This is a genomic window from Enterococcus sp. DIV1937, assembly GCF_050535975.1.
Taxonomy (GTDB): Bacteria; Bacillota; Bacilli; order Lactobacillales; family Enterococcaceae; genus Enterococcus; species Enterococcus faecalis.
In genome coordinates, this window is record NZ_CP172909.1 from 2,034,870 (window position 1) to 2,049,182 (window position 14,313).

A 14,313-nucleotide genomic window follows, 5' to 3' on the forward strand; every position below is an offset into this window, starting at 1 on the left:
TTTTTTGTTAAAGCGTAATTACTTTAACCGCTTGATTCATTGTTTCAACAATTTCGTACATATTAGTAATAGAGCCGATAGCTAAGGTGTCTGTTAAATGATAAAAATCTAAACAGGCCCCACACGTTTGAATCGTGGTTCCCTTCTCCGCTAATTGTTGCAAATCAGCTAAGGTATTCGCTGCTTGATTCGTTAAAAACGCCCCTCGATTAAAGAATAATAGCTGTGTAGGAACAGTTTCTGCTTCTGATAATGATTGAAGATAACTTTTCATTAATAGTCGTCCTAGCTGCTCGTCTCCAGTACCTAATTGATCGGAGCCAATCGTAATTACTAAATCTGTTGCTGACTGACTTGTTTGTTGAGTCGCTTCTTCAGGTACCGTAATTTTGACAGAGAAAACCGTGGCTTCTATCTGCTTCGCAGTCAAAGTGGCTTGTTTTTTAGTAGCTAATTTTTTCAAATTTTCAACAGCTACTTCGTTATCGACTAAAACCTCGATAGTGCCTCCAGCTAAACCTAACTCCGCCAAAGCTTTTTTCGTTTCAATCACAGGTATTGGGCAAGGTTTCCCCAATGCATCTACTAATTTCATATTTGGCCCTTCTCTCTATAAAAGTACTACTGCTTGTTGTTCTTTTGGCAGAACCTCGCCAATAATTTTGGCAACAGGGTCCTCTTTTTGAATAGCTGCTAAACAGGCTGCCGCTTCATCAGCAGCGACACTAATTAACAGTCCGCCAGATGTTTGTGGATCAAACAAAAGTTCTTGCATTTCCATAGAAATTTTTGAATAATCGATTGTCGTTCCGATTGTTTGTCGGTTTCTTTGCCCAGCTGCAGTGACTAAACATTCTGCGGCGTAGGCCAACGCTCCTGTAATGGTTGGTAATGCTTCTGTATCAATCAGTAATGTTACCTGATTATCAGCCATTTCTTTCGCATGAATTAATAGACCAAACCCAGTCACATCAGTACAAGCATGTACTGCGTAGGATCGAGCATTCGCAGCGGCATATTTATTTAAACGTTCCATCGAATCTTGCGCGATTTTTTGTTCCGTCTGCTTCGCTAATTGCCCCCGAACAGCCGCTTGAATAATTCCTACACCTAATGCTTTAGTTAAAATCAAGACATCCCCCACCTGTGGCGTATTATTATGCCACAAATTTTCTGGATGAACTTCTCCAGTTACCGCTAAGCCATACTTGGGTTCATGGTCATAAATCGAATGACCTCCCGCCAGTAAAGCGCCCGCTTCCTTTAATTTTAAGCTGCCACCCAAGAGCATTTGTTCCAACCATTCTTTTGACATCTTTTGTGGAAAACAAACAAGATTTAGCGCATAAAGGACTGTTCCGCCCATGGCATAGACATCACTTAAAGCATTAGCGACCGCAATTTTTCCAAATGATAACGGATCATTGACCATTGGTGAAAAAAAATCAACCGTTGAAATCAAAGCTTTTTCAGGCGTTATTTGGTAAACCGCGGCGTCGTCGGCATGTTCAAACCCGACGAGTAGCCGCTCATTTGCCGGTGTTTCAGGTAAGTGTTGCAACAATTGGTTCAGTACACGGGATTCAATTTTTGCCCCGCAGCCACCTGATGTACATTGTGATAAAAAATCCATGCTGTCCGCTCCTTCTCAAATTAGTAGTTCTTGTAAAGCGTGAATTGTCCAAGTAATTTCTTCAGGCGTTGTCTGCCAACCAAAGCTAAAACGTAAGGTGCCAGTTGCTAAAGTCCCAGCTGTTTCATGGGCTAATGGTGCACAATGCAAACCTGCGCGCGTCATAATGCCATATTGTTCTGCTAGTTGCTGTGCCACCACTGTTTCTTCCTGATTCCACAGTGTGATAGAAACAACAGGGACAGTTTGTGCCACGTCCTTGGTTCCCAAAATTGTGACAGGTAACCCTGATAAACCATCTAAAAAATTCTGCATTAAGGTTCGTTCGTGCTTTTGAATCGCTGCTAAACCAATTTTATTCAACTCTTTAACAGAACTATTTAAGCTTAGAATACCTAAACTGTTTAACGTACCAGCTTCAAATTTATCTGGTAAAAAAGAGGGTTGATCAAAGGAATTAGAATGGCTACCAGTGCCGCCCGTTATCAGTGGCTTAACCGCTTCAGCCCCTCGCTCACTAAAAGCTAACCCACCAATACCTGCTAATCCATATAAGCTTTTATGTCCAGTAAAGGCTAACACATCAATGGCCATCTGGGTCATTTTTATTGGTAAAAATCCCGCCGTTTGAGCTGCATCCAAAACAGTTAGTAAGCCTTTCTGTTGAGCCCATTGAAAACATTCTTCAATGGGTAAAATGGTGCCTAAGACATTGGATGCGTGTGTCATCACCAAGGCTTTTGTATTCGTGCGCCAGGCTCGCTGAATATCTTCTACATCTAACAGGCCAGTTTTTTGACAAGCAACATACGTCACTGAAATGCCTCGTTCTTTCTCAAGCAAGTGAAGAGGTCTAGCTACTGCATGATGTTCTAACATAGTCGTAATCACATGGTCGCCAGGTTGTAAAATCCCCGCTAATGCAAGATTTAAGGAAGTTGTTGCGTTATTCGTAAACGTAATCTGAGCCGCACTGGGTGCCTGAAAAAAGTCTGCTAACAATTGACGTGTCTCTAAAAGAGGAAGCCCCTCTCTAAGCAAAGGGGCATTTCTTCCGTAATTCATGAACTGATTTTCTGCTAAATAGGCAGTCAAAGTCTCAATGGTTGCTGGAAATTTTTTATAGGAAGTCGCTGCATAATTTAAATAAACCAAGTCCTTCATACGTTTTTCCTCTCTAACTATTGGTTTCTTGAATTAATTTTTGGTACTCTTCTGGCGTGTCGATATCTTTTAAACGGCCAGGAGTCGCTATTTTCAACATCTGAACTGCTTCTGGAAAGCGTTCATAAATCATGCGTCCGCCTGTTTCACCAGTCAATGTTAATAGTTCTTGTCGAAATTGATTACCGAATAATACTGGACTACTAGGACAACCATCTTTTTGTAATGGCACTACAATTTTATTTCTCTGACATTTATCTAACACGGGTTGTAGCATTTTAGGTGTTAACAATGGTTGATCACTAGGTAAGTATAAATAGCCAGCTCCCCGAGCTTGTTCAGTTCCTAAACGAATACTGCTACTTTGCCCTTCTTGCCATTGATGATTGAGAATCAACTGAATGTTCTTAGGTAAAGGAAACGCTGGCTGATTCTCAGGCGAAACAACTAAAATCCGTTCTAATACGTCTAATTGATTCACTAAGGTTAACGTGTGCTCCAAAAATGTTTTTCCTTGATATTTTAAGAACAATTTATTTTGGCCCATTCGTTGTGAATTACCCGATGCTAGAATAATGACACTAACGAGTGACATGAGTTGTCTCCTTTTATCTTTTTTTCTTTTGATAAGGGGTATTTTCTAAAGGCAGACTTGGTCGGAGCTGACCATCCAAGGCAAAATATGCGCCTGCTAAAGCTGGTGCGGTAGGGATCGTTGCTAACTCACCTACGCCTTTAATTCCATAGGCTAAACCTTCGTGAAGATTGTCAGCATGAACCAAATTTGTTTCGATTGGTGGTACTTGAGTGGCGTTCACTAATCCTAGCGTTGCATATTTTGCTTTAACATAGCCTTCTTCTAAGGCAAATTTTTCAGTTAAAGCATACCCCATGCCCATCGCAATCCCACCTTCAATTTGACCTTCAGCAGCTCGTGGATTCACCACTTGCCCCATATCATACGCAGCCACAAATTTAGCTACTTTTCCTTTGTCATCTAGAATCGCTACTTCAGCAGCATAACCATAGCCAGCATGACTAACTGGACTTTTTTTATCATTAATTAACGGATCCGTTTTCGCTGAATATTCCCCATAAAATTCTTCGCCTTCCAAATCGCTTAAAGCACGTCCCATATCAAGTTCATACCGTAATTGCATTGCCGCTCTTCTAGTAGCTTCTCCTGTGAAGAGTGACTGCCTCGAAGCCGTTGTTGTTCCTGAATTCGGCGTTCTTCTCGTATCAGGTGCTTCCGCAACAATCATTTCTGGTGGTAAATTTAATGTTTCACAGGCAATTTGTGTCGTAACGGTTGCCATCCCTTGACCGATACAAGCAGCACTTGTGCGGACATGTATTTTTCCTTCTTCAACAGAAATAATACAACGCCCTGTATCAGGTAGCCCCACACCCACGCCACTATTTTTAAAGAAACTAGAAATTCCAGCAACTTCCGCTTGTTCATAGACGTCTTTAACTGCTAACAAGGCTTCTTTTAACGCCGCATTTTTCGAGACCAATTGTCCATTCGGTAAAGTATCTCCTGGGGCGACGGCATTTTTAAAGCGTATTTCCCATGGTGATAGTCCGACTTTTTCTGCTAACAAGTTTAAATTACTTTCAATTGCAAAAGCCGTTTGGCAAACACCAAATCCGCGAAATGCACCTGCTGGCGGATTATTAGTATATACAGCAAACCCTTCCACATCAATCGTTTGATACTTGTAGGGACCTGCCGCATGTGTACAAGCCCGTTGCAATACCGGTCCTCCTAAAGAAGCATAGGCCCCAGTATCCGCATAAATCACTGCTTTCATTGCAGTTAAATTGCCTTCTTCATCACAGCCGGTCGTAAAGTCCATTTCCATGCCATGGCGTTTGGGATGAACCATCAAACTTTCTTCACGGCTTAGCAGTACTTTTACTGGTTTCTTCAATAACCAAGCGGCTAAGGATGCATGATGCTGAACACTCATGTCTTCTTTCCCACCAAAACCGCCACCAACAAGTTTTGATTGAACATGAATTTTTTCCTTGTCCAGTCCTAACATCCGAGCCACTTCCCGTTGTTCATCATAGATACTTTGACCCGCACTAAAGAGTAAAATGCCCTCACCTTCAGGCTGTGCAATCGCACACTCGGGTTCCATAAAGGCATGTTCGTTAATTGGTACGGAATAATGTTCTGACACTACAAACGCAGAATTTGCTAACACTTCCTCTGCATTGCCACGTACCAAGTGTTCATGAGACAAGATATTGCCCTTTTCATGAATAGCTGGTGCACCTTCTGCTAAAGCAGCTTCACAAGAAGTAAGCGGTATCATTTCTTCGTAATCAACTTCCACTAAATTTTTTATCTCTGGTAAGGTTTCTTTTCTTTTTGAAACAACGAGTGCCACTGCATCCCCAACATACCGTGTTATTTCACCTTCTGGAATCATTACATCCCAATCGGAAATAAATTCTAAATGACCAATTTTATTATTTCCTGGAACGTCTTTAGCTGTGAACACAGCCACACAGTCAGGATGCGCCAATGCTTGGGTACTATCGATTGATAGAACTTTTGCGCGAGGATAGGCACTCCGCAAAGCAGATGCATGAAGCATTCCTTCTATGTCAATGTCATCTACATAAATCCCTGTTCCTAAGGTTTTCTCCACTGCATCGACCCGTTGGAAGTCTTCCCCTAATTTACCATTTGAATGTTCTTCTGGAATGCTCGTTTCTTCACAAAACATTTTAGCAGCTAACTGAATGGCTTCTATTATTTTCACATATCCTGTACAACGACAAATGTTTCCTCGTATAGCTTTCTGAATGTCTTCTTTTGTGGGTTCGGGTTTCTTGTTCAATAATCCTTGTGCCGAAATAACCATCCCAGGGATGCAATACCCGCACTGAACTGCACCCGTTTTTGCAAACGCATAGGCATAGACATCTTTTTGCCGTTGGCTTAAACCTTCGATTGTCGTGACTTCTTTACCAGCTAATTTTTCTAGAGTAAACAAACATGCTTTGGAAGCCTTTCCATTTACTAACACCGTACATGCACCGCAAGAGCCTTGGTTACAGCCATCTTTTGTTCCAGTTAGGCCCAGATCCTCCCGCAAAAAGTCCATTAATTTTTTGTTTGTTTCACAGGTTTCACTTTGACCATTTACAATAATTGAATACATTTCTTGCACCTCGATTTCTGATATAGTTTAGTGTTCAATCACCTAGATTATACCACAAATCTTCGTTCTAAAAATTATTTTTTAGCAAAAAAACTTTTTTATTTAACTTAAAGGTCCTCATTATTGATAGCGCTGTTGAATTAATTCTCCCGCGATGCTAATCGCTAACTCTTCTGGTGTTTCGGCTGCAATATCTAAGCCAATTGGCATGAAAATTCTTTCAATTTCAGTCATTGTATAACCGACCTCTTTTAACCGTCGAACTTGTGAAGCAATTTTGTGTTTGCTCCCCATCACACCAATATATTTGGCTGGTGTTTCCAATAACTGTTTGGCAACGATGAAATCAAAATTGTGTCCTCTGGTAATCACTATACCATAATCGTCCGCCGTTATTTCAATAAACGCAGCTAAATTTTCTAAAGGAATCACCCGTAGTTCTTCAGCTTGTGGAAAAGCTTGTGCCGTCAAAAATTCTGGACGATCGTCCACTACAACGCAATAAAACGATAAATAGTTTAAAATAGGTACCAATGCGCGTGCGACATGACCACTTCCAAAAATATACACTTTCCCTACTTGGAGGATCGCTTCTGTTAAAAAAGTTGTTTCCTCTTTTTGCACACAATGGATACCTTTAGGTAGCAAACTTAATTCCCCCTCCCAAGAAGTGGAACCAATCAATTCGCCTGTTTCACTATAAAAGGATACTTTTCCTAAATTGTTTTGATCTAGTTCAGTCATTAACCAACCTTGTTGATTATTTTGAAAATGCGTTTCTATGGACTCACACAACTCTTTTAAAAATGGCGTTTCCCATGAAAGATAATGGAAAAAAATCGTGACATTTCCGCCACAGACCATGCCTAAATCAGCAATATTATTCGGTGCTAAAATAAATTGACGTTGTGCATTTTCTTTCTCAATAAGTAGCTTTTTTGCCACTTGTTCAGCCTGAAATTCAACCGCCCCACCACCAACAGTTCCGGCTATTCTACCTTCGGCGGAAACCAGCATTCTAGCCCCTTGACTTCGTGGTGTAGATCCTGAACTTGTACCAATCGTTAATAACATCGTGTCTTGCTTTTCCAATATTGCCTGTTTCAAACGCTGAAATACTTCTCTCATTTCAGTTCCTCCGATACTACATCCTGTTCTTTAAATATTTCTTCAAAGCATGCCTCTACCTGTTGATACACTTTTTTCTCAAATAAAAGATATTGATCAATCAATTCTTTTCCTTGGTCCGTAACAATTGACCCGCCACCATTACAACCACCAACACTTTTGATAATTAATGGAAAAGATAGCTCTTCTTCAGCTACCCGCACAATCCGCCATGCCTTATTATAAGACATTTTCATCTCTTTTGCCGCTAAGTTTAGTGAACCAGTTTGCTGAATTTTTTGTAAAACTTCGACAACGCCAGGACCAAAAAAGTTCCGATCTGTTTTTAATTTTAAGTTTAGGGAATACGTAAACATCTTCTCCTCCTTTATTCGTTCATTTTTTTATAGATAACGTAAGGGAAAAAGGATACGAAAGCTTACTCACTTTCGTATCAAAAAAAACAATCTTCACTCAAGTGCTACGCGCTTTTTTGGTTTTAAAATGACATTTAAAAGGACTGCTACCAAAGTGGTTAAGATAACTTCCGAATTACCGAAAATCGTTGTTACCCAAGTTGGAAAACCAGCTAAGCTTCCAGTAGACAATGTGACACCAATTCCAAATGCTAGAGCTGTTCCGACAACCCCAGTATTTCGAGGAGTCATTTCCTGCGAAGCAATCATCCGAATACCTGTCATAGAAATAGAAGCAAAAACTGAAATCGTTGCACCACCAATTACCGCGTAAGGAATCGTAGTTAATAATGCAGCTACTTTCGGAACAAAACCAGCAATTAATAATATAACTGAAGCGAAAACCAGAACATATTTATTAATCACTTTTGTTACCGTAACCAGACCAACATTTTGCCCAAAAGTTGCCACTGGGATTGATCCAAATAAACTGCCAATAAAGTTAGTGAAACCACTCCCCATAATTCCGCCAGATAATTCTTCATCCGTTGCATCCCGATCCATTGCCCCAACCGTTGTTGCTGTAAATTGACCGATGGCTTGAACAGCATCAACAATAAACATCACCACAAGCGTAAAGATTGGTACCAATTGAAAATCCAGTCCAAAGTGAAACGGGGTAATTACCTGAACGATTTTAGCATTTTGAACTGGCTCAAAACTAACCATCCCTAAAGCTAAAGAAATCAAATAGCCAATAACCATTCCGTTTAAAATTGCGGATAACTTCAAAAATCCTTTTGCAAAATAATTGAAGTAAAAGACAATCGCAAAGGTTAATAATGCAACTAACCAATTCCGGGCTGAACCAAAATCAGCACTACCAGCTCCTCCTGCCATATACTTAATCGCAACTGGAAACAGGGATAGTCCAATACTTAAAATAACCGTTCCCGTTACTAAAGGCGGAAACAACACACGGATTTTTTTAATGAACAAACCAACAATAATAACAAGAATACTGCCAACTAATTGGGAACCAAAAATTGCTGCAATCCCAAAATCAGCTCCGATGGCCATCAAAATCGGTACATACGCAAAACTTGCCCCCATCATAACTGGTAACCGTGAACCCACTTTTCCAAAAATAGGGAAAAGTTGAATTAACGTTGCAACTGCTGAAAAAATCAATGATGTTTGAATCAAAATAGTCGTATCACTAGGACTTAATTGGCAAACTTTGGCAATCATGATTCCCGGTGTGACAATCCCTACTACTGCTGCGACAACGTGTTGCAATCCCATCGGAATTGCTTCAGAAATTGATAGTTTCGCATCATATTCAAATAATGCTTGCTCTTTTTTTTCATTCATAGGATCGTTTCCTTCTTCTTTTTATTCTAAAAGGATTGTTCCCCTTAATCAGTAAAGAATGCAATCCTTTTTCCCTCAGAAACATCTTAAAAATTATCCTTTGACAGCAACTGCTTCAATTTCAAATAAACCATCTTTTGGCAACTTGGCTACTTCTACACAAGAACGTGCAGGCAAAACTTCTGAAAAGTAATTCCCATAGATTTCGTTAATTTTGCTAAAATCAGACATATGTTGTAAAAACACCGTTGTTTTCACAACATTATCATAGGTCATCTCGACCTCTTTTAAAATCGAACCTAAATTGATAAAAGCTTGTTTTGCTTGTTCTTCCACTGTAGTCTTCATTTCGCCCGATTGCGGATCTAATCCTAGTTGTCCAGAAATGTACAACGTATTTCCCGCTAAGACAGAATGTGAATAAGGTCCTACAGCAGCTGGTGCCTGTGCAGAATTAATCATTTTGTTTGTCATCGTTTTCCTCCATTCTATGATTCTTTATTTTCAATTAAAGTCCCTGTTTTTCCAGATAATCCTTCTTTGGCTTTTTCTAATAACGTAATCAATGTTTTTCGACCTGGCTTAGATTCAGCAAACTTAATCGCTGCTTCAACTTTTGGTAACATTGAACCTGGAGCAAACTGACCTTCTTGCGCATATTGTTTCATTTTTTCTGTTGAAACATTCCCTAAGGCTTCTTGATTTTCTTTACCAAAATTAATACAAACTTTTTCAACTGCTGTTAAAATCACGAGCAGATCAGCATCCACTTGTTCAGCCAGTCGTTCACTACAAAAATCTTTGTCGATGACTGCATTGACACCTTTTAGTCGGTTCCCTTCTTGAATGACTGGGATGCCACCACCGCCGCCAGCAATGACTGTTTGGCCAGCATCAACCAATGTTTGAATCGTGAGAAGTTCGACAATATTTTTTGGTTTAGGAGAAGCGACGACTTGGCGATAACCACGGCCAGCATCTTCCATCACTTGTATATTTTTTTCTTTGACTAATTGTTCTGCTTCTTCTTTTGTCATGAAGCGGCCAATTGGTTTCGTTGGTTTTTTGAACGCCGGATCATTTTCATCCACGACCACTTGAGTGACTATGGTGGTGACGGCTTTACTTATATTTCGCTGACGCAACTCTTCTTGTAGCGCATTCTCTAAATCATAGCCAATGTAACTTTGACTCATGGCTACGCACATGGATAACGGAACAACTGGATATTGTGGATTATTAAAGGAAAATTCTTCCATAGCTAATTGAATCATCCCCACTTGAGGACCATTGCCATGAGATAAAATAACTTCATATCCTGCTTCAATCAAATCTGCAATCGCTTTGGAGGTCTGTTTTACGGCAGTCATCTGCTCCGTCAAATTATTTCCTAAAGCATTGCCACCTAAAGCTACTACGACGCGTTTGCCCATTGCTTCACCTCATTTTCTGTTTTATAAAAAGGACGATGCTTTTTCTTTTTCACAACGAGTTTTCGTATTAACTGTCTGTTGTCGTTGCATGAAGTCAACGCACATGACTAAGCGTTCTTGACTCGAGACAATCACACATTCATGAATAGACTTGGGAAGGTCTTATTTGTTCATGTTGAAGAGGCAACTTCTAATGATTCATTGTGTAAAGAAAAAGCATCTGTCTTCATGCCAAATTCATTATTTTACTTCTCTTGGTGTCGCTTTATCCGCTAAGTCTGTTAAGGTTTTTTGCGGATTTTTTACTTTACTTAAGAAAATCATAGCCGCAATAACATACGGTTTGTAGCTAGCTTCTTTGTAAAGTTCGACCCGATAACGATCGAAAACAGAAGCTTCCACTTCACCTTCTTCACAACTTACACCAGTAATATCAGCTGGTAGACAATGCATATACAAAGCTTTGCCGTCTTTTGTTGTTTTCATCAATTCTTCTGTACATTCCCAATCTTTGTGCTTTTTATTTTGAGAAAGTAATTCTTGTTCTAATTGATCAATTCCTGCTTGGTCACCATTGCCATATAATTCAGTTCGCTTTTCCATTGCCGCAAAAGGTGCCCAGCTTTTCGGATAAACAACATCCGCATCTTTGAATGCTTCTGCCATACTATTCGTTTTAGTAAAGTTTCCACCAAATTCTGCTGCATTTTTCTTCGCAACTTCTTCTACTTCTGGCATAATTTCATAACCTTCTGGATGTGCTAAGACGACATCCATTCCTAAACGGGTCATTAGACCAACAATTCCTTGAGGAACAGATAATGGTTTTCCATAAGATGGTGAATACGCCCAAGTCATGGCAACTTTTTTCCCTTTCAGGTTTTCAATACCACCAAATTCATGAATTAAATGCAACGCATCCGCCATTGCTTGCGTCGGATGGTCAATATCACATTGTAAATTCACTAACGTTGGGCGTTGTTCTAATACCCCATCTTTATATCCTTCTTGGACAGATTCTGATACTTCGTGCATGTAAGCATTGCCTTTACCAATGTACATGTCATCACGAATACCAATGATATCAGCCATAAAAGAAATCATGTTTGCTGTCTCACGAACAGTTTCTCCGTGAGAAATTTGACTTTTTCCTTCGTCTAAATCTTGAACTTCTAAGCCCAAAAGATTACACGCTGAAGCGAAACTAAAACGTGTTCTTGTAGAGTTGTCTCGGAATAAAGAAATCCCCAAGCCACTATCAAAGATTTTAGTTGAAATATTATTTTCTCTTAAATAGCGTAATGTATCGGCAACTGTGAAAACAGCTTCTAATTCATCTCTTGTTTTTTCCCAAGTTAGGAAAAAGTCATTTTCGTACATTTTTTCAAATTCTAATTTATCTAATTTCTCAATATATTCTTTAAACGTTTCCATTCCATCTGCTCCTTTTTGCTTATCTAATAATCCTTTACTTAACCACAATAGACCGTTGGTAATGCCGCATAAACGGCTGCACAACGAACCAAATCATCTTTCCAAGTTTTTTCATTTGGTGCATGTGCTTGTGCTTCCGCCCCTGGCCCAAAACCAATACAAGGAATGCCATTACGCCCCATAATTGAAACGCCATTTGTTGAGAAGGTCCACTTATCTAACAATGGGCGTTCTTCACGCATTTCCACTGTTTCTACAGAGCCTTTCCGTGTTTCTCCATAGAGATTTTTATGCGTTTCCATCAAGGCTTTTGTTACATCATGATTTTCTGGAATGACCCACGTTGGGAAATAACATTCAATTTCATAAGTTAAATCAGTATAAGAAGGACGATCATAGTTGTACATTGAAACCGTCACATCATCTCCATATTTTTTAACAGCTGGTAAATTGCGAATTTCTTCCAAACAACTTTCCCAAGTTTCTCCAGCAGTCATTCGACGGTCTAGTGAAACGGTACAGCCATCCGCAACAGCACACCGACTTGGTGAAGAATGGAAAATTTGCGAAACAGTCACCGTACCACGTCCTAAGAAACGGGCTTCTTGCCACTCTGGATTGTACTTAGGATCTAACATACGAACTAAACCACGAATCGCTGTGCTTTCTGTATCTCCATTGTTGTTTAAGGCACGAACATCTTGTAAGATATCCGCCATTTTGTAAATGGCATTATCTCCACGTTCTGGTGCTGAGCCATGACACGAAACGCCTTTGACGTCAACTTTAATTTCCATTCGGCCTCGTTGACCACGATAAATCCCACCATCTGTTGGCTCTGTTGAAACAACAAATTCTGGACGGATACCGTCTTCTTTGATAATGTACTGCCAGCATAAACCGTCACAGTCTTCTTCTTGGACAGTAACTGTTACTAAAGCAGTGTATTTTTCTGATAATAGACCTAAATCTTTCATGATTTTAGCGCCATAAATAGCCGAAACAATCCCGCCTTCTTGGTCAGACGTACCGCGACCACCGATCTCAGTTTCTGTTTCATAGCCATCGTAAGGATCAAATTTCCAGTTACTCATTTCACCAATTCCGACAGTATCCATGTGCCCATCAAAAGCAATTAATTTTTCACCAGACCCCATATAACCAAGTAAATTCCCTTGAGGATCAATGTCAATTTTATCGAAACCTAATTTTTCCATTTCGGCTTTTGCTCGCGCAATTTTGTTGCCTTCTTCTGCACTTTCTCCTGGAATTTTGACAAGGTCTCTTAAAAATTTGACCATATCTTCTCTGTAACCTTCTGCTGCTGCATTTACTGCATTAAAATCCATTCCTTTTACCTCCATAAAATTTTTTTATAATTGTCTGGATCAGTGTCCCCTTCGGTAGAAAACATTAAAACGTTTGACGTCTCATCCAGTTGCAATGCCTCACGTAATTCTTGATAGTCGGGATCTTGCATCACTGTAGCTACTAAGCCCATTGCTACTGCCCCAGATTCGCCTGATACAACTTGCGGATCCCCTTTTAATGGCGCGCCCAACATACGCATTCCTTTTTCAGAAACCCAATCTGGTGCTGAAACAAAGAAGGATGTATGATTTTTTAGAATATCAAAAGAAATCGTATTAGGTTCTCCACATGCTAGGCCAGCCATAATTGTCTGTAAATCACCATCGACAAAGCGAATTTCTCCGTCTTTTTTAATTGCTGATTGATATAAACAGTCAGCCGCCTGTGCCTCAACTACGACCATAATCGGTGGGTTTTCTGGAAAAGCATTAGCAAAATAACCAATCACCGCCCCAGCTAAACTGCCGACACCAGCTTGAACAAAAACATGACTAGGTCGTTCAGAGCCAAATTTTCTTAATTGTTGAGAGGCTTCTAACGCCATCGTTCCGTATCCTTGCATAATCCAAGTCGGAATTTTTTCATATCCGTCCCAAGCGGTGTCTTGAACCATGACACCGTTTTCAGTTTCTTCGGCCATTTTATTAGCCATTCGTACACATTCATCGTAATTAACTTCTTCAATTGTGACGGTTGCGCCTTCTTTTTCAATATTTTCTTTTCTCGTCTGTGTTGAACCCTTCGGCATGAGTACAACTGATTTTTGGCCTAATTTATTCGCAGCCCAAGCGACTCCTCGTCCATGGTTACCATCAGTTGCTGTAAAAAACGTAGCTTGTCCAAAAGCTGATCGTAATTGATCAGAAGTTAATTCATCATATGTTAGTTCCGAAACATCTTTCTTTAATTTTTCGGCAATATAGTTAGCCATGGCAAAAGAACCACCTAAGACTTTAAAAGCATTTAAACCAAAGCGATAAGATTCATCTTTAACAAAGAAATCATTTAACCCCAGATAAGCGGCCATATGATTCAATTCTGCTAATGGTGTTTCTGAATACTGTGGAAAACTTTTGTGAAAAGCCAAAGCTTTCTCAATTTTTTCTTTAGACATCAGAGGTAAGTACTTATCCTCCGTCTTCGGCATTTCATTTGCTGTCCATTTAATTTTTTCCAAAAATACTTCTCCTCCTTCTATT

13 protein-coding genes are annotated in these 14,313 nt (G+C 39.8%); all 13 read right to left on the reverse strand.

The genetic code is table 11. The annotated features are described in order from the left end of the window. Positions 1-7 precede the first annotated feature (7 nt). The 13 genes from yedF to dpaL all read right to left on the reverse strand — a co-directional run bounded on the left by yedF (position 8) and on the right by dpaL (position 14,291). A complete protein-coding gene (yedF, locus tag IGL13_RS09690; protein WP_002378589.1) occupies positions 8-595 on the reverse strand; it encodes a sulfurtransferase-like selenium metabolism protein YedF in 588 nt (195 codons plus the stop codon). A gap of 15 nt (positions 596-610) precedes the next feature. Next, positions 611-1,633 (reverse strand): selenide, water dikinase SelD, encoded by a 1,023-nt coding sequence (selD, locus tag IGL13_RS09695; RefSeq protein WP_002362241.1) that lies wholly within the window; start codon positions 1,631-1,633, stop codon positions 611-613. Between the two features lie 15 nt (positions 1,634-1,648). Then, entirely contained in the window at positions 1,649-2,797 is a 1,149-nt protein-coding gene (sclA, locus tag IGL13_RS09700) for a selenocysteine lyase SclA (protein ID WP_002378591.1), read from the reverse strand. 13 nt (positions 2,798-2,810) lie between these two features. Further along, the gene (gene mocA, locus IGL13_RS09705) at positions 2,811-3,392 is read right to left on the reverse strand and encodes a molybdenum cofactor cytidylyltransferase (protein ID WP_002370490.1); all 582 of its coding nucleotides are present in this window, start codon (positions 3,390-3,392) and stop codon (positions 2,811-2,813) included. A gap of 13 nt (positions 3,393-3,405) precedes the next feature. Continuing rightward, positions 3,406-5,979 carry a selenium-dependent xanthine dehydrogenase gene (xdh, locus tag IGL13_RS09710; protein ID WP_430604586.1) on the reverse strand — a complete coding sequence of 858 codons (2,574 nt, stop codon included), beginning with the start codon at positions 5,977-5,979 and terminating at the stop codon, positions 3,406-3,408. A gap of 120 nt (positions 5,980-6,099) precedes the next feature. After that, positions 6,100-7,107, reverse strand: a complete 1,008-nt coding sequence (locus tag IGL13_RS09715; protein ID WP_002378593.1) for an XdhC family protein — start codon at positions 7,105-7,107, stop codon at positions 6,100-6,102. Then, complete coding sequence (locus IGL13_RS09720; RefSeq protein ID WP_002356595.1) at positions 7,104-7,463, reverse strand: winged helix-turn-helix domain-containing protein; 360 nt, start codon at positions 7,461-7,463, stop codon at positions 7,104-7,106. Before IGL13_RS09720 ends, IGL13_RS09715 begins: the two co-directional genes overlap by 4 nt. 93 nt (positions 7,464-7,556) lie before the next feature. Further along, positions 7,557-8,876: a nucleobase:cation symporter-2 family protein gene (locus IGL13_RS09725; protein ID WP_002356594.1), complete on the reverse strand. Its 1,320-nt coding sequence runs from the start codon at positions 8,874-8,876 to the stop codon at positions 7,557-7,559. 93 nt (positions 8,877-8,969) lie between these two features. Beyond that, positions 8,970-9,350 carry a RidA family protein gene (locus tag IGL13_RS09730; RefSeq protein WP_002362244.1) on the reverse strand — a complete coding sequence of 127 codons (381 nt, stop codon included), beginning with the start codon at positions 9,348-9,350 and terminating at the stop codon, positions 8,970-8,972. A gap of 14 nt (positions 9,351-9,364) precedes the next feature. After that, entirely contained in the window at positions 9,365-10,309 is a 945-nt protein-coding gene (gene arcC, locus IGL13_RS09735; protein ID WP_002362589.1) for a carbamate kinase, read from the reverse strand. A 240-nt stretch (positions 10,310-10,549) separates the two neighbouring features. Then, positions 10,550-11,743 (reverse strand): knotted carbamoyltransferase YgeW, encoded by a 1,194-nt coding sequence (ygeW, locus tag IGL13_RS09740; RefSeq protein ID WP_002359643.1) that lies wholly within the window; start codon positions 11,741-11,743, stop codon positions 10,550-10,552. Positions 11,744-11,781: 38 nt separating this feature from the next. After that, positions 11,782-13,107, reverse strand: a complete 1,326-nt coding sequence (locus tag IGL13_RS09745) for a YgeY family selenium metabolism-linked hydrolase (RefSeq protein ID WP_002362247.1) — start codon at positions 13,105-13,107, stop codon at positions 11,782-11,784. Further along, positions 13,098-14,291, reverse strand: coding sequence for a diaminopropionate ammonia-lyase (gene dpaL, locus IGL13_RS09750; RefSeq protein ID WP_002356589.1), 1,194 nt, complete (start codon positions 14,289-14,291; stop codon positions 13,098-13,100). The genes IGL13_RS09745 and dpaL overlap by 10 nt, the downstream gene beginning before the upstream one ends. Between the last annotated feature and the right edge of the window lie 22 nt (positions 14,292-14,313).